The 21696-nt window shown below is 69.0% G+C and carries 21 protein-coding genes; 8 read left to right on the top strand and 13 right to left on the bottom strand.

Annotated features, from left to right (window positions below; all coding sequences use genetic code 11):
• Positions 1–87: 87 nt before the first annotated feature.
• From P3H15_RS03715 to P3H15_RS03725, 3 genes are all read left to right on the top strand, one after another.
• The gene (locus P3H15_RS03715) at positions 88–1386 is read left to right on the top strand and encodes an O-acetylhomoserine aminocarboxypropyltransferase/cysteine synthase family protein (protein WP_276136005.1); all 1299 of its coding nucleotides are present in this window, start codon (positions 88–90) and stop codon (positions 1384–1386) included.
• A gap of 1 nt (position 1387) precedes the next feature.
• Entirely contained in the window at positions 1388–2458 is a 1071-nt protein-coding gene (locus P3H15_RS03720) for an LLM class flavin-dependent oxidoreductase (protein ID WP_072944096.1), read from the top strand.
• Positions 2459–2529: 71 nt separating this feature from the next.
• The gene (locus P3H15_RS03725) at positions 2530–3912 is read left to right on the top strand and encodes an FAD-dependent oxidoreductase (RefSeq protein ID WP_276136006.1); all 1383 of its coding nucleotides are present in this window, start codon (positions 2530–2532) and stop codon (positions 3910–3912) included.
• Here P3H15_RS03725 and P3H15_RS03730 read toward each other — a convergent pair.
• On the bottom strand, positions 3906–4703 hold the full coding sequence (locus P3H15_RS03730; protein WP_276136007.1) for an SDR family NAD(P)-dependent oxidoreductase: 798 nt from the start codon (positions 4701–4703) through the stop codon (positions 3906–3908). The two genes, P3H15_RS03725 and P3H15_RS03730, sit on opposite strands and share 7 nt — an antisense overlap.
• A 161-nt stretch (positions 4704–4864) precedes the next feature.
• Positions 4865–6289, bottom strand: a complete 1425-nt coding sequence (locus tag P3H15_RS03735; RefSeq protein ID WP_276136008.1) for an aldehyde dehydrogenase family protein — start codon at positions 6287–6289, stop codon at positions 4865–4867.
• A 164-nt stretch (positions 6290–6453) separates the two neighbouring features.
• Here P3H15_RS03735 and P3H15_RS03740 point away from each other — a divergent pair, with 164 nt between their 5' ends.
• The gene (locus tag P3H15_RS03740; RefSeq protein ID WP_276136009.1) at positions 6454–7086 is read left to right on the top strand and encodes a DUF4232 domain-containing protein; all 633 of its coding nucleotides are present in this window, start codon (positions 6454–6456) and stop codon (positions 7084–7086) included.
• A gap of 29 nt (positions 7087–7115) precedes the next feature.
• Here the strand turns inward: P3H15_RS03740 and P3H15_RS03745 are convergent, their stop codons facing one another.
• A complete protein-coding gene (locus tag P3H15_RS03745; RefSeq protein WP_276136010.1) occupies positions 7116–7286 on the bottom strand; it encodes a hypothetical protein in 171 nt (56 codons plus the stop codon).
• 124 nt (positions 7287–7410) lie between these two features.
• Here P3H15_RS03745 and P3H15_RS03750 point away from each other — a divergent pair, with 124 nt between their 5' ends.
• The gene (locus tag P3H15_RS03750) at positions 7411–10683 is read left to right on the top strand and encodes an arabinosyltransferase domain-containing protein (RefSeq protein ID WP_276136195.1); all 3273 of its coding nucleotides are present in this window, start codon (positions 7411–7413) and stop codon (positions 10681–10683) included.
• Positions 10684–10725: 42 nt separating this feature from the next.
• Here P3H15_RS03750 and P3H15_RS03755 read toward each other — a convergent pair whose 3' ends face one another.
• From P3H15_RS03755 to P3H15_RS03765, 3 genes are all read right to left on the bottom strand, one after another.
• The gene (locus P3H15_RS03755; RefSeq protein ID WP_072944086.1) at positions 10726–11181 is read right to left on the bottom strand and encodes a tellurite resistance TerB family protein; all 456 of its coding nucleotides are present in this window, start codon (positions 11179–11181) and stop codon (positions 10726–10728) included.
• Between the two features lie 106 nt (positions 11182–11287).
• Positions 11288–11932, bottom strand: coding sequence for a DNA alkylation repair protein (locus tag P3H15_RS03760; RefSeq protein WP_276136196.1), 645 nt, complete (start codon positions 11930–11932; stop codon positions 11288–11290).
• Between the two features lie 107 nt (positions 11933–12039).
• Complete coding sequence (locus P3H15_RS03765) at positions 12040–12783, bottom strand: DUF429 domain-containing protein (RefSeq protein ID WP_276136011.1); 744 nt, start codon at positions 12781–12783, stop codon at positions 12040–12042.
• 210 nt (positions 12784–12993) lie between these two features.
• Here P3H15_RS03765 and P3H15_RS03770 point away from each other — a divergent pair, with 210 nt between their 5' ends.
• Complete coding sequence (locus tag P3H15_RS03770) at positions 12994–13407, top strand: VOC family protein (RefSeq protein ID WP_276136012.1); 414 nt, start codon at positions 12994–12996, stop codon at positions 13405–13407.
• Here P3H15_RS03770 and P3H15_RS03775 read toward each other — a convergent pair.
• From P3H15_RS03775 to P3H15_RS03795, 5 genes are read right to left on the bottom strand one after another with little or no spacing between them, the layout of a single operon-like run.
• Positions 13404–14561, bottom strand: coding sequence for a M20 family metallopeptidase (locus P3H15_RS03775; RefSeq protein WP_276136013.1), 1158 nt, complete (start codon positions 14559–14561; stop codon positions 13404–13406). The genes P3H15_RS03770 and P3H15_RS03775 overlap by 4 nt on opposite strands.
• Positions 14558–15229 carry a DUF1028 domain-containing protein gene (locus P3H15_RS03780; RefSeq protein WP_276136014.1) on the bottom strand — a complete coding sequence of 224 codons (672 nt, stop codon included), beginning with the start codon at positions 15227–15229 and terminating at the stop codon, positions 14558–14560. The genes P3H15_RS03775 and P3H15_RS03780 overlap by 4 nt, the downstream gene beginning before the upstream one ends.
• Positions 15226–15639 carry a RidA family protein gene (locus P3H15_RS03785; RefSeq protein WP_276136015.1) on the bottom strand — a complete coding sequence of 138 codons (414 nt, stop codon included), beginning with the start codon at positions 15637–15639 and terminating at the stop codon, positions 15226–15228. The genes P3H15_RS03780 and P3H15_RS03785 overlap by 4 nt, the downstream gene beginning before the upstream one ends.
• Positions 15636–17096 carry a 4-hydroxyphenylacetate 3-hydroxylase family protein gene (locus P3H15_RS03790; RefSeq protein ID WP_276136016.1) on the bottom strand — a complete coding sequence of 487 codons (1461 nt, stop codon included), beginning with the start codon at positions 17094–17096 and terminating at the stop codon, positions 15636–15638. Before P3H15_RS03790 ends, P3H15_RS03785 begins: the two co-directional genes overlap by 4 nt.
• Entirely contained in the window at positions 17093–17713 is a 621-nt protein-coding gene (locus tag P3H15_RS03795) for a flavin reductase family protein (protein WP_276136017.1), read from the bottom strand. The genes P3H15_RS03790 and P3H15_RS03795 overlap by 4 nt, the downstream gene beginning before the upstream one ends.
• A 192-nt stretch (positions 17714–17905) precedes the next feature.
• Here P3H15_RS03795 and P3H15_RS03800 point away from each other — a divergent pair, with 192 nt between their 5' ends.
• The gene (locus tag P3H15_RS03800) at positions 17906–18814 is read left to right on the top strand and encodes a dienelactone hydrolase family protein (protein WP_072944072.1); all 909 of its coding nucleotides are present in this window, start codon (positions 17906–17908) and stop codon (positions 18812–18814) included.
• On the opposite strand, the gene P3H15_RS03805 is transcribed toward P3H15_RS03800, so the two are convergent.
• On the bottom strand, positions 18772–19443 hold the full coding sequence (locus P3H15_RS03805) for a hypothetical protein (RefSeq protein WP_276136018.1): 672 nt from the start codon (positions 19441–19443) through the stop codon (positions 18772–18774). The genes P3H15_RS03800 and P3H15_RS03805 overlap by 43 nt on opposite strands.
• A gap of 119 nt (positions 19444–19562) precedes the next feature.
• Between P3H15_RS03805 and P3H15_RS03810 the strand changes: the two genes are divergently transcribed.
• Positions 19563–20768 (top strand): enhanced intracellular survival protein Eis, encoded by a 1206-nt coding sequence (locus P3H15_RS03810; RefSeq protein WP_276136019.1) that lies wholly within the window; start codon positions 19563–19565, stop codon positions 20766–20768.
• Here P3H15_RS03810 and P3H15_RS03815 read toward each other — a convergent pair.
• Entirely contained in the window at positions 20765–21691 is a 927-nt protein-coding gene (locus P3H15_RS03815; RefSeq protein ID WP_072944066.1) for a LysR family transcriptional regulator, read from the bottom strand. The genes P3H15_RS03810 and P3H15_RS03815 overlap by 4 nt on opposite strands.
• Between the last annotated feature and the right edge of the window lie 5 nt (positions 21692–21696).

The raw sequence follows: 21696 nt of genomic DNA on the forward strand, positions 1-21696 counted from the left end.
TCGCACTTCGTGTTTTGTTCCGAACATATTCGTTTTGTAATCGACCCCCGGCCAATCAAGAGTATCGACGAAGGGACAGGCACACCGATGCCCGAGACCACAGGGTTCGCGACCCGGCAGGTCCGCACCGGCTATCAGCCCGGCACGCCGCAGAACACCGCGATCCCCCCGATCTACCAATCGGTTGCCTACGACTTCGGCAGCTTCGACCAGGCACGGGACATCTTTTCCCTGCGCCGCAAGGGAAACCTGTACAGCCGCACCGGGAACCCCACCCAGGCCGTGCTCGAGCAGCGGCTCGCCGATCTCGACGGCGGTGTCGCCGCGCTGGCCACCGGGTCCGGGCAGTCCGCCGTCGCGGTCGCACTGCTCACCCTCGCCAAGTCGGGGCAGCACATCGTCGCGGCGCGGCAACTGTACGGCGGCACGGTCGACCTGCTGACCGACACGTTCGCGGACTTCGGGATCGACGTCACACTCGTCGACCAGGACGACCTCGACGCCTGGCGTGCGGCCGCGCGCCCCGAGACCCGGGCCTTCTTCGCCGAGACGATCGGCAACCCCGTCGCCTCCGTCCTCGACGTCCGGGCCGTCGCCGACATCGCGCACCAGGCCGGGGTACCGCTGATCGTCGACAACACGATCGCCACCCCGTACCTGCTCCGCCCCAAAGACTTCGGTGCCGACATCGCCGTGTACTCGGCCACCAAGTTCATCGGCGGGCACGGAACGTCGCTGGGCGGGGTGATCGTCGACCTCGGTACATTCGACTTCGGCGCGGAGCCGCGGCGCTGGACCCAGTTCACCGAGCCATACCCGCGGATCGGCGACCTCGTGCTGTGGGACGAGTTCGGTCGCGACCGGAGCGCGTACCTCGTGTACGCGAAGACGAAGGTCGTCCACGACCTCGGACCCGCACTGTCCCCGTTCAATTCGTTCCAGCTGCTCCAGGGGCTGGAGACGCTGGACCTGCGGCTGGATCGGCAGGTCGGTTCGGCTCTGGCGATCGCTCAGTTTCTCGACGGCCACCCCGCGGTCGCGAAGGTCAATTACCCCGGCCTGCCGGAGAACCGGTGGTACGACGCGGCCCGCCGGTACCTGCCGCGGGGCGCCGGCTCGGTGTTCTCCTTCGATCTCGCCGTCGACGACTCGAAGGTGGCGAAGTTCGTCGACTCGCTGCAACTGTTCGCCATCGTCGCCAACATCGGCGACGCCCGCTCGCTGGTGGTGCACCCCGCCACCACCACGCACAGCCACCTCGACGACACGCAACTCCGCGACGCCGGATTCGGCTACCGCACCGTCCGATTGTCCATCGGACTGGAGAACCTGGACGACCTCGTCGACGATCTGCGTGCGTCGCTCGACGCCATCACGGAGGAATGACATGCATTTCGGCTACTGGACGCCCATCTACGGCGGGTTTCTGCGCAACCTGGGCGACGAAGGCATGCCCGCCACCTGGGACTACGTCAAAAAGCTGTCGCAGCTGGCGGACCGGCTCGGATACCACACCACCCTCGTCCCCGAGCTCTACCTCAACGACCGCAAAGGCGTCGACGCACCCAGCCTCGAGGCCTGGTCGCTGTCGTCGGCGATCCTCGCGGTCACCGAACAGCTCCGGGTGATGACGGCGGTGCGACCGGGGTTTCATCTGCCCGCGGTCACCGCGAAGGAGTCCGCGACGATCACCGACATCGCCGGCACCACCGATGCCGGTGCGGCACGGTTCGCGCTCAACGTCGTCGCCGCCTGGTGGGAGGAAGAAGCCCGGCAGTACGGCGGCGCGTTCACCCGGCACGACGACCGGTACCGGCAGGCCACGGAATTCGTCGACGTCCTCCGCGGACTCTGGGAGCACACCCCGTTCACCTACCAGGGCGAGCACTTCAGCGTGCGCGACTCGATCCTGTCGCCGAAACCCGCAATCCATCCCCCGGTCTTCGCGGGCGGGGAGAGCGAGAGCGGCCGCGAATCGATCGCGACGTTCGCCGACTCGTACGTGCTGCACGGCGGCACCGTCGAGGAGGTGCGCACCAAGATCGCCGACATGAACGCGCGTTCGCAACGAATCCACCAGCGGGACATGGCCGAATTCGGTATGTCCACGTATATCATCGTGCGCGACACCGAAGCCGAGGCCCGCGCCGAACTCGAACGCATCACCACCGTCGACCCGCACTCGCCCGGGTATGCGTCGTTCGAGGAGTTCGTGAAGAACTCCGAACTCGACGTCGAACTGTCCAGGCGCGAATACTCCGTCGGCACCCGCGGACTGCGCCCCGACCTCGTCGGCACACCGGAACAGGTCGCCGAGAAGATCCGCGCCTATCAGGACGCCGGCCTCACCCTACTGCTCATCCAGTGCTCCCCCGCCCACGAGGAACTCGAGCGCATCGCCGAGCAGGTGTTCCCGCTCGTCCCCACCCGTGAGTACTTGTTAACCACCGGCGGTTAACAAGTACTCACGGGGGCCTTGACCGGACCCCTCGTCGCGAGTAAGGATCGAAGAGCGCGAGGGGATTCGTCATGGCAGATATCGAAGTCGACTATTGCGTCGTAGGAGCCGGATTCGCCGGACTGACGGCGGCGCTGCGTCTGAAACAGGCCGGGCACACGGTCGCACTGATGGAGGCCCGCGACCGGATCGGCGGGCGCACGTTCACCGAAACGCGCGACGACGGTTCGTGGATCGACCGCGGCGGCGCGTGGATCGGGCCGGGGCAGGACCGGATCTACGCCCTGATGGACGAATTCGGCGTCCCGAGTTACAAGCAGTACACCGACGGCGAAGCCATGATGGTCGTCGACGGCAAGCAGTACCGGTACAAGGGCACGATTCCCCTGACGATGAGTCCCTGGGCCACCGCGAATCTCGGCGCCGTGTTCTTCGAACTCGGCCAGATGTGCAAGACGATCCCGCTCGAGGCGCCGTGGGAGGCGAAGAAGGCGGCCAAGTGGGATGCGATCAGTCTCGCGAAATGGCTCGGCGGCAACACGTTGTCCAAACCTGCCCACGACCTTCTCGAGACCGCGGTCGCCGGTTGCTACACGTCCGCCGCATCCGAGGTGTCGATGCTGTTCGTGCTGTATCAGATGGCGTCCGGCGGCGGTCCCGGTTTCGTTCTCGGTGTGAAGGAGGCGGCCGAGGATGCGCGGCCGGTCGGCGGGATGGGGGCCGTCTACCGTCCGATGGCAGCCGAGATCGGCGACGCACTCCACCTGTCGCAACCCGTCCGGGACCTCGCGCAGGACGACGACGGCGTGACTGTCCGCTCCGCGGACCTGGCCGTGCGGGCGCGGAGAGCGATCGTCGCGGTGCCTCTCGCCATCGCGAGCCAGATCCTCTACGAGCCCCTGCTCCCGATGGATCGGTCGTTCCTGCACCAGAGGATGCCGAGCGGCGCCGTCATGAAGATCGCCGTCGTCTACGACGAACCCTTCTGGCGCGCCGACGGATTGTCGGGGCAGTCGGCGGCCCCCGACTCCCCCGCGACGATCACCATCGACGCGTGCACCGACACCGGACGACCCGGAGTTCTGTGCGTGATCGTCGAGGGACCGATCGCCCGCACGCTGGGGACGCTGCCCGAAGCGGACCGGAAGAAGGCGGTACTCGGCGAGTTGACCGCACGGTTCGGGGCCCCGGCGGCCTCCCCCGTCGACTACATCGAGCAGAACTGGAGTCTGGAGCGGTACTCCGGCGGCGGCATGCTCAGCCACGCGCCGACGGGGGTACTCACCCAGTTCGGCCACGCCCTCCGCGAGCCGTGCGGTCGCATCCACTGGGCGGGCACGGAGAGTTCGTCCGTGATGTGCGGCTGGGTCGACGGCGCCGTCCGCTCCGGTGAACGCGCCGCCCGCGAAGTCACCCAGCGCGACGACGTGCTGTCACCCGCCCGGGCTCAGTAGTAGACGGCGCCCGGCGCACCCCCGCCGACCGCAACCGCGTCGCCGGTGATCCCGACGCTGCGCGGCGACGCCAGGAACGTGACGACATCCGCGACCTCGCTCGCGTCGATCAGCCGGTGGATCGAGTTGGTCGCCAGCCGCGACTCCAGTTCGGCTACGGGCACCCCTTCCGCCTCGGACTGCTCCGTCAGCCGGTCGACGAGTCGTTCCGTCCGCGTCAATCCGGGATGCACCACGGTGACGTTGACGCCGTGCGGTCCGAGTTCGTCGGCGAGGTTCTTCGTCAGCGCCGACACCCCGACGTTCCGGACGGTCTGCGCGATGGAGTTGGCCTGGCGTGCACCGAGCCCGCTGATGTTGATGATCCGTCCCCACCCCTGCTCGACGAGGTGCGGTGCCACCGCGCGGGCGGTCCGCAGATAGCCGAGCACCTTGATCTCGAGTTCGCCGCGGACCACGTCGTCGGTGGTGGACGCGAAGTCGCTCGGCTTGCCCGCACTCCACGGTGTGGCCGCCGCGTTCACGAGAATGTCGACGCCGCCGAGTTCGTCCACCGTTCGCTGCACGAGGGCGCGCACCGACTTGTCGTCGCCGGTGTCGGTGGGTACCCCGATGATCCGCCGGCCGGTCTCCTGCGACAGCGTCTTCGCCGCCAGTTCCAGCGCCTCGGCGCCCCTGGCCGCGAGCACCACGTCGACCCCCTCCGACGCGAGGCTGCGCGCGATCGCGAGACCGATTCCGCGGCTGCCGCCGGTGACGACGGCCCGCTTGCCGCTCAGACCGAGATCCATTGTGTTCTCCTCATCTCCGCTGTCCACCCCTCGATTCGAGGGTAGGACCGCGACGGCGGGGAGTCACGGATTCGGGTCAGCGTGAGGCCAATTGCGCTCCGCACCCGTGCGTGGTTAGCGAGTCCAGAGACTCGTCAACCACGCACGGGCGGCGAAGCCGCCTACCGCTGGATCGACTTGATCTCGAGGAACTCCTCGAACCCGAGGACCCCGGCCTCGCGACCGATGCCCGACTGCTTGTACCCGCCGAACGGGGCGTTGGTGTTGAACGCGCCGCCGTTCACCTCGACCTGGCCTGCGCGCAGCTGCCGCGCGACGCGGTCGGCCCGCTCCTTGTCTCCGGACCAGACGCCGGCGGCGAGCCCGTATTCCGTCGCGTTGGCGATCCGCACCGCGTCCTCCTCGTCGCGGTACCCGATGATCGACAGGACGGGACCGAAGATCTCCTCCTTGGCGATGGTCATGTCCTCGGTGACGCCGGAGAACACGGTGGGGCCGACGAAGTAGCCGGAATCCTGGCCGGTCTCCCGCCCGTCGAGGACGGCGCGCGCGCCTTCCGCAATGCCTTGTTCGATGTAGCCGCGCACCCGCTTCAGCTGGTTCGAGTTCACCAGCGGCCCGAGCACCGACGTGGCGACCGTCGGGTCGCCGACCGAGTAGTTCTGCGCGACCTTTGCCGCGATGGCGGAGGCCTCGTCCACCTTGTCCGCGGGGACCAGCATCCGGGTGAGCGCCGAACAGGTCTGGCCGGAGTTGAGGAAACACTTGGCGACTCCGTCGGTGACCGCCTTCGTCAGGTCGGCGTCGTCGAGGATGACGTTGGCCGACTTGCCGCCGAGTTCGAGTGCCACCTTCTTCACTGTCTCTGCCGCGACCACCGCGACCCTCTTGCCCGCCCGGGTGGAGCCGGTGAACGAGACCATGTCCACCTCGGGGTGGCCGGCGATCGCCTCGCCCACGACGGGCCCGAATCCGCTGACGAGGTTGAACACGCCTGCGGGCAGACCGATTTCGTCGAAGATGTCGGCGAGCGCGTAGGTGGCGAGCGGCGCGACCTCGGTCGGCTTGAGCACCACGGTGCAGCCCGCGGCCAGCGCACCGCCGACCTTCAGCACCACCTGGTGGAGCGGGAAGTTCCACGGGGTGATCGCACCGACGACACCGATGGGTTCGCGCACGATCAGCGAGTTGCCCACCTCGTGGGCGTCGAAGTCGTAGGTGGCGGCCAGTTCGGCGAACGCGGCGAGGTTCGCGAGGGGCATCCCGATCTGGATGGGCTTCGCGAATCCCAGCGGCATGCCCATGTCGCGGGACACCAGAGCGGTGAAGTCGTCGAGGCGCTCCTTGATCAGGCCGGCCGCCTTCCGGAGGTACTCGCCGCGTTCCGTGCCGCTGAGCGCGGACCATGCGGGAAACGCGGCCCGCGCGGCAGTCGCGGCGCGATCGACGTCCTCGGGGGTGCCCTCGGCGACAACCGCAATGACGTCCTCCGTGGCCGGGTTGACCACGTCGATCCGGCCCGTCCCCTGCGAATCGACCCAGGATCCGTCGATGTAGATCTTGGTCCGGTCCAGAACTTCGCTCATCGGTCTGCCTCCAGTGAAAGTGTCGCGGATCCCCCTGCGCCCCGCAGCCTACGACCGGAATCCTCCAGCACGGGGCGAATGCGATCTCCCCGAACCACACACCGGGACGCCGCCGATCGCGGACCATCGACGTACGCCGCACAGTCAGCAGGAGGAGCGATCAGATGCGCACGCAGTCACCGGCACGCACCCTTCTCGGAGTACTCGCGATCGCCGCCGCACTCACCGCCTCGGCGTGTGGCTCGACGGACGAATCGGGGACCGCCGAACCCTCGCCCGGCGGCCTCACCTCGACGACTTCGGAGGCAGCCACCACGACAACCACCACCACCACCACCACCGCGTCCGCGTCCGCGCCGACCGGGACGACCGCACCGCACCCCGACCGCTGCCTGATCGGCGAACTGCAGGTGACGCTCGGCCAGCCCAGCGGGGCCGCCGGATCGCAGGAGATCCCGCTCGTCTTCACCAACACCGGCACCCGCGACTGCATCCTCCACGGATACCCCGGGGTGTCCTACGTCGCGGCCCCGGACGGCCCGCAGGTGGGTGCGGCGGCCGAGAGGGACGGCGGAACGGAGACTCCGGTGACGGTGGCTCCGGGCGCGCGGGCCACCGCTGCCGTGCGTGCGACGGTGGTGCAGAACTATCCCGCCGACACGTGCGGCCCCACGCCGGTGGCGGGTTTCCGGGTGTACCCGCCGAACGACACCGGTTCGGTGTTCCTCCCCTACCCCACCACCGGCTGTTCGCAGACCGGCGTGAAACAGCTGTCGGTGCAGCCCGTCACGGGGTGACCTTGTTCACCCGCACCGGGTGAATCGGCTCACCGCAGGCCCGACCTACGGTCGGGATAGACGTGGTCGCGCAGGAGGAGGGCGGAGGCATGTTCGAGATCATCCGCGAAGTGCATTCCGAGGTTCGGCACCGCCGCGGCCCGCGGCACCACCATCATCTCCTCACTCGTCCGGAGCGCCGGTGGCGGATCATGAGACACCTCCTGACGTGACCATCGGGGGCGGGAATCCCTCCCCCCAGGGCTGTTCCTTGCCTTCGCTCACCATCGGCGCGGATGGGTACTATCCGACGTCGTGACTGACAGCAGGCTGGAATCGGCGAATGTGTCCGGAGACGACTCGGACGAGTCGCCGATCGGGACCCCGCCCCAGTCGTCTCCTCTCGGTCAGTCGGTTCGCTCCGCCCGTCTCCTCGCCATCGTCGCGTCCCTCTTCGGTGTACTGCTCACGTTGTCGCTCCCGTTCCTTCCGGTCGAGCAGGACAGCGCCACCCTCACCTGGCCGCAGAACGGCAGCACCGGAAGCGTCGAGGCACCGCTCGTCTCCTACGCGCCACTGAGCCTCGACGTGCGAATCCCCTGTTCGACGGTCGGCGAACTCGCCGACCGCGGCGGGCTGCTGACCTCCACCGCCCCCGAGGGTGCCGCCGACGCCGGGAGGTACGGGCTCGTCGCCAGGGCGAATCCGGCGACCGCGGACGGTCCCGGCCGCGTCGAGGTGGTGCTGCGGAACCAGGTCCTGCTGTCGTCGCCGTTGGACGGGCTACCCGCCGACTGCACGCTCGTGGTCTCCTCGGATTCGACGCGGACCACCGCCGGATTCGTGACGGCAGGCCAGGACGCCCCGACCGTCGTCGACGGCGACCTCCGCCCGCAGATGGTGGGCATCTTCAGCGACCTCGACGGGCCGGCGCCCGACGGACTGGAGGTGACGGCTCAGATCGACAGCCGGTTCTCGTCGACGCCGTCGACGATCAAGTTCGTGGCCATGGTGGTGGGTGCGCTGGCCACGATTCTGGCCCTGGTGGCACTGCACCGTCTCGACAACGTGGACGGTCGCCGGGCACGGAGATTCCTGCCCACCCGCTGGTGGTCGTTCGGGGCCGTCGACGCCGTCGTTATCGGCACGCTGGTGCTGTGGCATTTCATCGGCGCCTCCACCTCCGACGACGGCTATCAGTTCAACATGGCCCGCACCTCCGAGGCCGCGGGCTACATGGCCAACTACTTCCGCTGGTACGGCGTCCCCGAGGCGCCGTTCGGGTCCCCGTATTACGACGTCCTCGCGGTGCTGGCGAACATCACGCCGGCGAGCCCGTTCGTGCGTCTGCCCGCGCTGCTCGCCGGCATCGTCGCGTGGCTGGTGATCAGCCGTGAGGTGGCACCGCGACTCGGCGCCGCCGTCCGGGGCAACCGGCTCGCGCTGTGGACCGGCGGACTGGTGTTCCTCGCGTTCTGGCTCCCCTACAACAACGGTCTGCGGCCCGAACCGATCGTCGCGGTGGGTGTGCTGCTGACGTGGTGCTCGGTGGAACGCGCCGTCGCGACCCGTCGGCTGTTGCCCGCCGCGGTGGCGATCCTGGTCGGCGCGGCGACGCTGACCGCGGGACCGTCCGGGTTGATCTGCTTCGGCGCCCTCGTCGCGGGCGCCCGCCCGATCCTGCAGATCGTGATCGCGCGGGCCAGGACAGTGGGATACGTCGCATTGCTCGCGCCGCTCGTGGCGTCGGGAACCGTGATCCTGGTAGCGGTGTTCGCCGACCAGACCCTCGCCGCCGTCATGGAGATGCAGCACGTCCATGCCATCGGCCCCAACGTCCCCTGGTTCGACGAGTATCTCCGCTACCAGTACCTGCTGAACATCTCTGTCGACGGTTCGCTGTCGCGGCGGTTCGGTGTGTTCGTGATGGTGCTGTCCCTGGCCGTGACGGTGCTGGTGATGCTGCGCAAGGGTGGCCGGATTCCCGGGACGGCGACGGGACCGTCGCGGCGGCTCATCGGCATCACGCTCGCCGCGATGGGCCTGATGATGTTCACGCCCACCAAGTGGACGCACCACTTCGGTATCTACGCGGGTCTCGCCGGGTCGCTCGCCGTCCTGGCGTCGGTGGCGGTGAGCACCTCCGTGGTGCGCTCGCCACGCAACCGCGCCCTGTTCGCGGCCACCGTGCTGTTCCTGCTGGCGATGTGTTTCACCAGCACCAACGGGTGGTGGTACGTGTCCAGTTACAGCGTCCCGTGGTGGGACAAGCCGGTGTCGATCGCCGGACTCGGTGCGGGCACGATCCTGCTCGGCGCCACCCTGGTGATGCTGCTGATCGCGGGGTGGTGCTACTTCCGCGAGCCCTACACGCGGGGCGACTCCGTGCGCAGGCGCCGCGTGTGGGCACTCCCGCCGTTGACGGTGGCGGCCGCCGCGATGGTGCTGTTCGAGGTGCTGTCGATGGCGAAGGGCGCGGTCGCGCAGTACCCGGCGTTCTCTCTCGCACGCTCCAATGTCGACGCCGTCACCGGCGCACCGTGCGGCCTCGCCAACGACGTCCTGCTCGAGACCGATCCCAACGCGTCACTGCTGCAACCGCTGTCCGGTAACGCGGCGACCGCACTCGCGGGCACCGGCAGCGTCGGCTTCAGCCCGAACGGTGTCGCCGGAGACCTGAGCGCCGACGAGGAATCGTCGGATGCGGGTGTCGCCAACTCCGTCAAGACCGACAACACCGAGCAGACGACGTCGAGCAACGCCGCGGGCACCGGCGGCGGCGCCGGCGCGGTGGGCGTCAACGGCAGCGCCGTGGCATTGCCGTTCGGACTGGACCCCGCGAGCACCCCGGTCCTCGGCAGTGACGGCAGCGACGGCGACGCGTCGCTGACCACCGGCTGGTACCGACTGCCCGGTGCCGAATCGGATTCCGGTGCCGGTGACCTCGTCTCCATCGCCGCGGCGGGTCGCATCCGCTCCGTCGACGCGGACGGCGTCGTCACCTACGGCCAGAACCTCGAGGTGGAGTACGGCACCGCGCAGCAGGACGGCACGGTCGCGGTCGCAGGACGGGTGACGCCGATCGACATCGGTCCGGCGCCGTCGTGGCGCAATCTGCGGGTGCCGCTCGATTCCCTGCCGGCCGAGACGGATGTCATCCGGCTGGTGGCGTCGGACACGGACAGCGATCCGCAGCAGTGGCTGGCGGTGACACCGCCGCGGGTTCCGCGGACGCAGACACTGAACGACGTGATCGGATCCGAATCACCGGTCATGATCGACTGGGCTGTGGGCCTTGCCTTTCCGTGCCAGCGACCGTTCGATCACCGGGCCGGTGTCGCGGACGCGCCCGAGTACCGGATCCTCCCGGACCGTCCCGGCGCGATCATGACCAGCCTGTGGCAGGACCGGTACGGCGGCGGCCCCCTCGGCTGGATCGAGATGACCCGGGCGAGCCGAACCATACCGTCGTATCTGAAGAACGACTGGGACCGCGACTGGGGCGGAGTGGAGCAGTACTCCCCCCTCGACGCCGGTGCGACGGCCGCGGAGATCGACACCACCGGGACTCAGCGTTCGGGACTGTGGAATCCGGCGCCGATCATCACCGCCTACTGAGCGGTCGGTGACGCGCCCGCACCGGGCGCGTCACCGTTCACCTCAGAGTTCGAATTCGGCCGGCGCGATGCCGACGGCGAAACAGGCATCCCGCACCACGTTTCGTTCGTTCTGGTCGAAGTTGCCGTCGGCGCCGCCGATGACGATGCCGATCTGGATGACGGCCCGAGCCTGATCCTGCTTGGTCTTCAGCTTCGCGATGGTGGCGGTGGCCTCGATCTTGCCGAACTCGAAATCGGACTGCAGCTTGCTGCAGTACCAGTCGAACTTCTGGCTCAGCTCGTCCGACGGGAACACACTGAGCGCCTCGTTGCTGGTGATCAGCCCCGCAGTCTTCTGCCGCTCGGACGGGTCGATGGTCCCGTCCGCCGCGGCGATGAGGGCGCACATGGCCATCGAGGCGTTGGCGAACTCCTTGTTCTGGAACTGCGCCGTCTTCGTCTTGAGCTGGCCGTTCATCTCGAACGCCTTTGCCTTCAGCTGATCCCAGAAAGCCATTGGACTCCTTCTTCGTGTGCCCACGCACGGTGCGTGTGGTGTCCAATTTGCCAGGTTTCGCGGGCGGACGTCGCCGCGGTCGGTCTACCAGCGCAGTCGCATGCGGCTAGCTCTGGGTCTGACGGCGGACGATCTCGTTGATCCAGATCGGCGCGTACGGGGACGTGCACTTGGGCGGGGTCGGGTAGTCCTTCAGGACTTCGAGGCGTTCGCCGATGCCGATCGCGCGAGCACGCAGCTCGGGGTGATGGATGCCGATGTTGGCGAGGCATTCGTTCATCGCCCACTGCAAGCGGTCCGGCGCGTCCTTCATGTGCGCCTCGATCAGGTCGAGGAGTTCGGGCAGATCGAGGTCGCCGGAGTCCTTCGCCACGCGGTCGCTGGTCAGCGCCCACCCCGCGCTGGCGACGACCGGGTCGGCGTCGGCGAACCACGCGACGCGCAGTTCTTCGACGTGCGGGCTCTTCTTGACGACGTAGCTGACGAGCCAGCCGTGCACCTTGGGGACGCGTGCGTCACGGAGCATGGCGTCCAACTCGGACGCGGAGTACGCCTTGGGGCGGCAGATCAGGATCGCAACGAGACGGGCCGCGGTGTCACCCGTCCCCCACAGCTCACCGGCGAGATCGTGCTGGGTCTTCAGACTCTTCGCGACTGCGCGCAGCTTGGTGAGGTTGACACCGTGGTCGTCGCCGTGGCGTTCGTTCACGGCGCGGATCTTCGGATCTTCCAGGGCCGCCAGTTCCGCCATCACGTCGCCGACACTGGCCTGCGGTACCGCACGAGTCGCCACAACGATCTCCTCTCCTTCTCCGCCCGACAACGCGCCCAGCTTACGTCGACCGTGTGCAGGACCTCCTACGGCCGCAGCGACTGCAGGCCTGCCGTCGGCACGTGAATCCACCCCTCCCGCTCGGCGACGTCGCGGTCGCCGCCTTCGGGTAGTGCCGTGCAGCCGAGAGCCGCGGCCCGCGCGATGACGGCGGCCAGCACGGCGTCCAGGGCGTCGTCCGATTCACGGCAGATCGTCTGGAATGCACCGAGTTCCATCCAGTCCGCGGCCGTGAGAAACGCGTCCACCAACTCTCCCAACGTCCCCCGGTGCTGCACGCTCTTGTACCCGCGTGAGACCAGCCCCCAGGTGCGCAGCGCTGCCGCCGGATACGCCTCCACCACCCGCCCGTCGACGCGGCCGACGTCGACGCCCAGGTCGCCGAGTTCGGCGAGGATGCCGGCGCAGCGCAAGGCGACGTGTGCGATGAGGTCCGCCGACACGCTGAGCGGCGCTATTCCCGTCGCGGCCTGCACCACGAGGTCGGTGCGCCGCTTGGTCAGCGGACGACGTCCCTCGCGGGTCGCGAGACCGCCGGTTGCGGGCAGTCGGCCGGCGTGGTGTTCGGACACCATCCGGACGAACGCGTCGGGCCAGCCGAACGGTGCGTCGATACCGGCCCTGTCGCACGCCAGGACAGCCTCGGCGATGGCATCGTTGCCGACTCCCAGCCGGATCGACTCGACGCGGGCCACGCCGTCGGACCAGTCGACGACGGCCAGGGCCGTTTTCTTCGACTCGGCCGCCAGGTCGACTCCCACGGTGCGCACCGGACCAGGCTAGACCCCGGCCCGGGAATCGGTGCTGACCTGGCATTACGGTTATATTCGCGGTACTGCTCGCGGCGGTGTCCGCTCCGACCCGCGTCCCGGTCCGGGCGCCGAATGTTTGGGCTGGGTTTCGCGTTGTCCACCACCGGCGCCGCCGCCTCGTTAGGGTCGAAGCACACCCGCGTTCACCGGAGCAGAGAGTAGTCGCAGATGTCCAGTTTCCCGGGCCTCACCCACGTCGCGATCACCGTGTCCGACCTGGCGGCCAGCACCGCCTGGTACACAGCATTGTTCGGTTCGGCGCCCGTCCTGGACGAGGACGAGGAATCGGGGACGTTCCACCACACGGTGTTCGCCCTCGACGGGGGCATGCTTTTCGGCCTGCACACCCATCCCGACAGCGGCCCCCCTGCGAGGTTCGACGAACGGCAGGTCGGGCTCGACCACATCGCGTTCGCCTGTTCCCCCGACGCACTGCCCGGGTGGGTGGAGCGGCTCGACGCACTCGGGATCGAACACGGGGGCATCAAGACGGCGCACTACGGGTCCGGAATCTCGTTCCGCGACCCCGACAACATTGCGCTGGAGTTCTTTGCGCCTCCGGCACCCGTGAGTACTTCTTAACGTCGGGCGGTTAATAAGTACTCACGGGTGGCGGAGCCGCAGGCCGCGTCGTGCAGGGTCAGGGCCAGCGCGAGGGCGCCGTCGACGGCGGCGCGGTCGGCGGCGGGTGCGGCGCTGGCCGCAGCGAACTCGGCCTGATGGTTGACGGCGGGTGCCGAGTCGATGCCGATGTAGGGGTGGATCGCGGGAATCACCTGCGAGACGTTGCCCATGTCTGTGGAGGCCCGGTTCATCAGCGAGTCCGGGCCGGTGCGGAACACCCGGCCCAGTCCCTCCGCGTGCCGGACGTACGACGCGAGCAGCGTTTCGTCGGTGCGGAACTCCGAGTACGGTTCGCTTTCCGGGGCGATGGTCAGTTCGCAGCCGGTGGCGACGGCACCGGCCTCGAAGCAGCGGGCGACACGGGGTTCGATGCGGGCCAGCTCCTCCAGGGTCTCGGCGCGTACGTACCAGCGACCTTCGGTGCGCTGGGGAATGGCGTTGGGCGCTTCTCCCCCGCGGGTCATCATCCCGTGCACACGCGCACTCGGCGGAAGCTGTTGCCGGAGTAGCCCGATGGCGACCTGCGCGACGGTGAACGCGTCGGCGGCGTTGACGCCGCGCTCCGGGTATGCCGCCGCGTGCGCGGCCTTGCCGTCGTATCGGATGTGGCTGTGGGACACCGCGTACGGCTCGGCACGGGCGACGTCGACGGGTCCGGGATGGGCCATGACGGCGGCGTGGACGCCCTCGAACGCCCCGCGTTTCAGCATCTCGATCTTGCCGCCCCCGCCTTCCTCGGCCGGGGTGCCGAGCACCGACAGGGTGATGCCGAGGTCGTCGACGAGCGGCGCGAGGGCCAGCGCCGTCCCCACCGAGATGGCGGAGATGACGTTGTGCCCGCACGCGTGGCCGAGGCCGGGAAGCGCGTCGTATTCCGCGCACACCGCGAGGTGCAGCGGCCCGGTCCCGACGTGCGCGCGGAACGCGGTGGCCAGCCCGACGTACTGCTGCTCCACCGCGAAGCCGGCGTCCGCGAGCACACCGGCGACCCGGACGCACGAGCGTTCCTCCTCCCACGCGACCTCCGGGTGGGCGTGCAGGTCGTGCGACAGCGCCAGGATCCGGTCTTCGGCGCGCCTGACGCCGTCGCGAATCGCGGTGTCGGCGTTCACAGGTCACCCGGCACGCCGTAGGACGGGGCGGCCGTGGGGTCGACACCCCGCACCCGGTAGTCCCGCTTCTGCGGTTCCCACACCGTCCACAGCCGGCGCAGTTCGCCGACCGGGTCGTCGTGCCAGTCGACACGCAGATCGGTGACGGCCCACGGCACGTCCTCGACCACCTGCATTCCCGCGGAGTGCACGGGTCCGGCCTCGCCGCCTGCGGTGACCGCGGCGGTGAGGCCGTCGAGCAACCGGCCCTCGAACGTCGGGGCCGTGCTCGACACGTAGCCGAACAGCAGCGACCGGATGACGCCTTCGTCGCGGAGCATGTTGCCCGCGACGGCGGCCCCGCTGCCCTGCGCGCTGCTGTGGATGCCCAGCGTCTGCGCGCCCGAGTGCACCGCGGTGCCACCGTCCGCATCGACGACGACGATCTGCCGGTACTCCGGAAATTTCTCTTGCGCGAGTACCGATTTCAGCGCGGTCTCCGCGTTCTCACCCGATGCGAGCGCGTCCAGGCCGAGCGGTCCCAGCTGCGGATTGGTGACGTTCTGGGACGCGACGACGCCGACGCCGGACCGCACGTGCAGGCAGCGCGACGCCACGGCGGGACTGGAGGAGCACACGACCATCCCGAACGCGCCCCCGGGGTCACGGGCGACGAGTGAGAACGTCATGAGCTGATCACCGCCGTCGCGTCGATCTCGACGAGCCATTCGGGCCGGGCCAGGGCGTCGACGACGATGCCGGTGGATACCGGGTGCACACCCTTCAGCCAGCGCCCGACCACCCGGTAGACGGTCTCCCGGTACCGGACGTCGACGAGGTAGATGGTGACCTTGACGACGTCCTCGAGGCGGCTGCCCGATTCCTTCAGCAGCATCGCGATGTTCGCCATCGCCTTCTCGGCCTGGGCCTCGACGTCGCCGATTCCGACGGACTCCCTCGTGTCGAGGTCCTGGCCGATCTGCCCGCGGAGGTACACGACGCCGCCGGCGACGACGGCCTGCGCGAGATCGTTGTCGAGGTTCTGTTCCGGGTACGTCTCGCGGGTGTTGAACGGGCGGATGCGGGTGTGGGTGGTCATGCCGCACCTCCGTCGACGTTGTCCGACAGCCCCGCCGCGGCCTTGACGAGGCCGAGCGGCCCGTCGAAGTCGAAGTTGCGGTACACGGCGGCGAGCTGAGCGAACGGCGGCGACTGGGCGAAGAGCTGGAACGTCAGCCGGTGTCCGGCGTAGTCGCTGTTGAGCAGGTCGCGGGCGAACGCGAGGAGCTTGCGACGGTCGTCGGCCACCCAGTTGTCGTTGATCGAGTAGAACTTCTCCAGCCACGGCGCGACGTCCGGGTCGGCGAATGTGGCGGCGTCCGGGGTGATGCAGATCTGGCCGCCGCACAGTTCGCGGGCGATGTGCATCATCGCGGGCAGCTGGCTCAGCGCCATCACCCGACCGGTGTAGAGCAGCGACTGGTTGGGCATGAGCAGACCGCCGGGGCTGGGCTCGGCCAGCGAGATCGCGGCGGTGAGGTGGGCGTTGATCGTCTCCCGGTAGCACGCGAGCTGGGCGAGCTTCTCCTGCACGGCCTGCTGCTTCTCGAGTCCGCTCTGCTTGACGTTCCACAGCGCCGATCCGATCATGAGGTCGGCGAGGTGCAGGGTGCGCTGCACGAACGGGAACGCGCTGTAGCGGTGCAGGGTGGAGCGAATGAATGTCGCGGCCCGGGTATGCCGGTAGAACAGCACGTCTTCCCAGGGGATCTCGACGTCGTCGAACACGACGAGGGACTCGACCTCGTCGACCCGGTTGGCGAGCGGGTAGTCGGCGGCCGGTGCGCGGCCGGCGAACCCGTTGCGGGAGATGTACTTCAACCCCGGCGCACCCATGTCGAGCACGAATCCGACGGCGTAGTCGGACAGTTCGTTGTTGCCCCAGTTCGCGATGGTCGGCTTGGTGAACGCCTGGTTGGAATACGCGGCGGCGGTCTCGTACTTAGCGCCGCGCACGACGATGCCGTTGTCGGTCTCCTTCACGACGTGCAGGAGCATGTCGGGGTCCTGGTCCTGCGGGGCCTTGGACCGGTCGCCCTTGGGGTCGGTATTCGCCGACACGTGGAACGGATCCTCCCGAACCGACCGCTCGAGATGGCGGCGGATGTTCTCCGAGAAGCGCGGGTCCACCTCGTTGAGGACGTCCTGCCCGTCGAACAGCGACCACATCTCACCGATGGTCTCGTCACCGACCCGGGTGACCACACCCCGGGTGTCGTCGAGCACCAGGTCGACGGCGGCGCGCTTGTCGAGCCAGTCCTGCTGGGTGCGGGGCAGCTTGTTGGCGACGGCGTTGCGTTCACCGGAGTCGGGGTCGACGTACGTCATCGCGTCCTGCGTGGCCTCGTCGTGTGCGAGGTCGTAGATGCGGGCCCGGACGTCGACGATCGGTTTGAACATGGGATGGTCGGCAACGTCCTTGACGCGTTCCCCGTCGACCCAGACTTCACGGCCGTCTCTGATGGAATCCCTGTATTCGTCACCGGTGCGGATCATGTCGTGCTCCTGGTCCTGGGCGCGGGGTGTGCGTCCGGGTAGTCGGGAAAGGTGGAAGGTTCGAATGCTGCGGGCTTGCTGTAGGTGCGGGAGGCATAGACGAGTGGTTCCCCCGGGTGCGATTCCACGGCGGCGACACGCCCGATGTAGACGCGGTGGGTGCCGGCGTCGATGACCTCGTGGACGGCGCAGTCGAACGACGCGATCGCGTCGTGCACGCGGGGTGAACCGGATGCGGCGACGGTCCAGTGCCCGCAGGTGAAGTCCCACCGCTGCTTGCCGGGCCAGGGACGGCCCGCGAATGTGTCGGCGACGTGATCGTGCTGGGTGGCAAGCACATTGACGCAGAAGACGCCGTTCTCGGAGATCGCGTCGTTGACGGGGCTCCGTCCGTGGAGGCAGACCAGCACCAGCGCCGGGTCTGCCGACACGGAGCACATCGCGCTCACGGTCTGCGCGGCGCGCCCGCCGGGACCGTCGGTCGCGACGACGGTGACCCCGGTCGCGACGGCGCCCATGGCCGTGACGAAGTTCGCGGTCGAGTTGTCCGGCACCGGTGGGGCCACCGATGTTCGGGCCGTCGTTTCGACGGTTGAGTGGGGGTCGGCGATCGGCATGACGGGCTCCTTTCTGTGTGCGGTGAGCGGGGAGTTCGTGCCGTGGAACCAATCTTGAAGTCCACGGCGAAATCTGTACAACACAGATAAGTGGAGCACTGCATAACGAAAATCGATGCAGCGCGAACGGGTGACCCGCAGCGTTCGGACCAGCGATAATTCCTACATCAGCCGATGCGGACGGGGACGATCATGACGCCACTGCAGCGCTACATAGCCGAAGAGATCGCGATCGACCACGCCGACGGGCTGCTGACACGCCGGGAGGCGCTGCGCAGGCTCGGACTCATCGGCCTCGGCGTGGCGGCGGCGACCTCCCTGCTCGCCGCGTGCTCCAGCGGCAGCGACGAGCAGTCGTCGACGTCGGCGCCGGTGACACCCGGTGGAGCGACACCCCCGCCGCCCGGAACGGCCGACGCCGTGGGCACCGAGGCCGTGACGTTCGCAGGCCCGGACGGACGGGTCCTGCAGGGCGCCTGGGCCGAAGCGGCCACGCCCCGCGGAACGGTGCTCGTGATCCACGAGAACAAGGGCCTCACCGACCACATCCGTTCGGTGGCGGGCCGATTCGCCGGTGCCGGCTACTCGGCGCTCGCCGTAGACCTGCTGTCGGAGGAGGGCGGGACCGCGACGTTCACCGACCAGGCCCAGGCCACCGCCGCGCTGGCCACCGTGCCGCCGGAACGCTTCGTCGCCGACATGAAGTCCGGGGTCGACGAACTCGGCCGCCGGGTACCGGACAAGAAGGCGGCGGCGGTCGGGTTCTGCTTCGGCGGTGGGATGGTATGGCAACTCCTCGCCTCCGGCGAACCGCGACTGGCCGCGGCCGTCCCCTTCTACGGTCCCCTGCCCGAGGGCGCGGACTTCTCCGGGTCGAAGGCCGCGGTCCTCGCCATCTACGCGGAGCTGGACGCGAGGGTGAACGCCTCCCGCGACGCCGCCGCCGCGGCACTCGCGAAGGCGGGGCTGCCGCACGAGATCGTCACCGTTCCGGGCGCCGATCACGCGTTCTTCAACGACACCGGGCCCCGGTACAACGCGACCGCGGCGGCGGAGGCCTACGAAAGAGTCCTCGCCTGGTTCGGCGAATACCTGGGGTGAGGCGGGCGCATCAGCAGCGCCGCCACCAGGAAGCAGACGGCTCCCACGAACGTGCCCAGGTCCGCGACCGTCGCATTCTTCAGCACATCCGTGCCCGGCACGATGTACGCGCCGACCGCGGACACCCCGAACGCCACCGACCCGATCATGTTCAGCCAGGTGCTGCGCCAGTTGCGGGCGTGCGGATCCCACAGCTTGTCGGTTTCGGTGGTGGCCACCACCGCCAGACCGCTGGCGACCAGGAACGCCGTCGACCCGAAGAGGTCGGGCCGCCACCCCCACACCCGGTCCTGTTCGGCGGTGAGCCCCTGGATCAGAGCGACCGCCGTACTCACGTTGAACAGGAGGGTGCCGACGAACTGGATCAGTGCGGCCCACCAGTCGTAGCGTTCCACCCGGTGCGATTCCGCCCCGGGCACCGGTCGGCCGCTGAGCGACAACTGGATGAACCCGGCGACGGTGAAGAACAACGATCCGACGAAGTAGGTGATGTTGTCGAGTTCCGGGCCGACCGCGTCGCCGTACACCCGCGTGGCCGCGAGTCCGAACAGGAAGGAGCCGATGACGAATCCCCAGGACTCCCGGCGCAGGCGCAGCACCCGGCGCGGCGAGGTGCGGTCCTTCGACATCGTGACGTCCCCCTCACCCGTCGGCCCGGGTCCTCAGACTCTCCGAAGACCCGGGCCCGGTCAAGCCCGGGCGCGGAAATTCGGCTGCGAGTCCACGCGGGGTGTGCCAGTGTCGAACCATGACGAGCATCGGCGGAATCACGATCAGAACTGCGACCGAGCAGGACTGGCCGAAGATCGTCGTGCTCAACGAGATCTGCTTCGTGACACCGCAGACGGAGGAATTCACCGCCCACTGGAGGCAGCTCGTCAGCGGCGAACCACCGGTGATCGCACTGGACGGGGACGAGGTCGTCGGCGCGACGATGGACATTCCCATGACCGTCACCGTTCCCGGCGGCGGCAGCGTCGCGGCGGCGGGCGTCACCGCGGTCACGGTCGCGCCCACCCATCGTCGGCGCGGCGTTCTCCGCGCGCTGTACACCGAACACCACGCACGGATCCGGGAGTCGGGCGTGCCGCTGTCGATTCTCACCGCCAGCGAGGGCGGCATCTACGGACGGTTCGGGTACGGACCCGCGACGGTCGAGTCGACGGTGAGCATCGACCGCCGGTTCGCCGTCCCGCACCCGAAGGCGCCGGACCCCGGCGGTGTGCGGATGGTCCATCCCGCGGAGGCCCGGCCCGCATTCACGGACGTCTACCACCGCTGGCAGCAGGTGACGCCCGGTGCGCAGGTGCGGCCGGAGATCGTGTGGAACCGGATCTTCGCCGACCGCGAGAGCGAGCGCGGTGGCGGCACAGCCTTGTTCGGGCTGGTGCACGACGACGGCTACGTGCTGTACCGCCGCGCCTCCGGCGACAACGGATCGTTCGCCCGGGTGGAGGAGATCCGCACGGTCACCGGCGACGCCCACGCTGCGCTGTGGCGGGCGATGCTCGGCCTCGACCTCGTGCGCCGCATCGAAGCGAACCTCACCCCCGAGGATCCGCTGCCCTATCTGCTCACCGACGGCCGGCTCGTGCGCACCTCCTCGCGTCACGACGAGTTGTGGGTGCGGATCATGGACGTCCCCGCCGCGCTGGAGGCCCGCACGTTCCGCGGCGACCTCGACGTGGTGGTGCAGGTCGACGACGGGTTCCTGGACGCCGGTGGCACATTCGCCCTCACCGTCCGGGACGGCAAGGCCGTGTGCACACGGACCGACGCCGCACCGCAGGTGGTCCTCGACCTCGACGTGCTCGGCAGCCTGTACCTCGGGGCGCACCGGGCGCGGACGTTGGCGGCCGCGAACCGGATGTGGGCCGCCGACGCCGACGTCCTCGACCGGTTCGAGCACGCGTTCGGCTCCGACCGCGATGCCCAGATGGGCTGGGGGTTCTAGCCCGCCGTCCGTGCCTGTTTCGCGAACACGGCCCGCGCCCGCTCGGCGACGGCCCGGGCCCGCGCCGTACTCCGGACCCCTTTGAGCCGGGCGAGGACGACGGGGAGTCCGGGAACGTCGTCGGCGATCGGCAGTGTCGCGACCCTCCCGCCGTCGTACGTCCGGCCCTCCGCGGGCCGCTGGTTCAGGATCGAGAAGCCGTGGCCGCGGGCGACGAGCCCCCGCACCGTTTCGTAGCTCGCCGACCGGTAGCGGACCATCGGGGTGACCCCCGACCCCGACAGCATGGCGAGGAAGTAGTCGCGGCTGCTCGGCAGGTCCAGCAGCACCATCGGTTCGCCCTCGAGGTCGGCGAGCGCGATCGCATCGTGGCCGGCCAGCCGGTGGTCCGGCGGCAGGACGACGTGTGGCCTGGCGACGCCCAGCGTCTCCGTCTCCATGTCTTCGCCCAGCGCGAGGTCGTAGGTGAGGGCCAGTTCCGCGGTGCCGTTCCGCAACGCCGCCCGCACCGCCTCCGCCTGGGTCTCGACGACCTCGACCTCCAGGTCGGGGTGCTGATCGCGCAGATCCGAGATGAGCGTCGGGAGGATGAACGGGGTGAGGGTGACGAAGCAGGCCAGGCGCACCGTTCCCCGGACGTTGTCCTCGTGGCCGCGCGCCGCGTCGAGGACCTCCCCGAGATGGGCGAGGACGCTGCGGGTGTCGCGGAGCATCTCCTCCCCCGCCGCCGTGAGAACGAGCCCGCGGGACCGTTGCCGGATGAACAGCTGGGTGCCGATCTGGTGCTCGAGTTGGGAGATCGCCGACGAGACCGCCGACTGCGCGACCATCAGTTCGTCGGCGGCCTTCGTCATGCTGGAGAAGTTCGCGGCCTCGACGAAATACCTGAGCTGGGTGAACGTCACGTCGGGTCGTCGTTGCATGCGCT

The sequence above is a fragment of the Rhodococcus sp. T2V genome, assembly GCF_029269925.1.
GTDB lineage: Bacteria > Actinomycetota > Actinomycetes > Mycobacteriales > Mycobacteriaceae > Rhodococcus_F > Rhodococcus_F koreensis.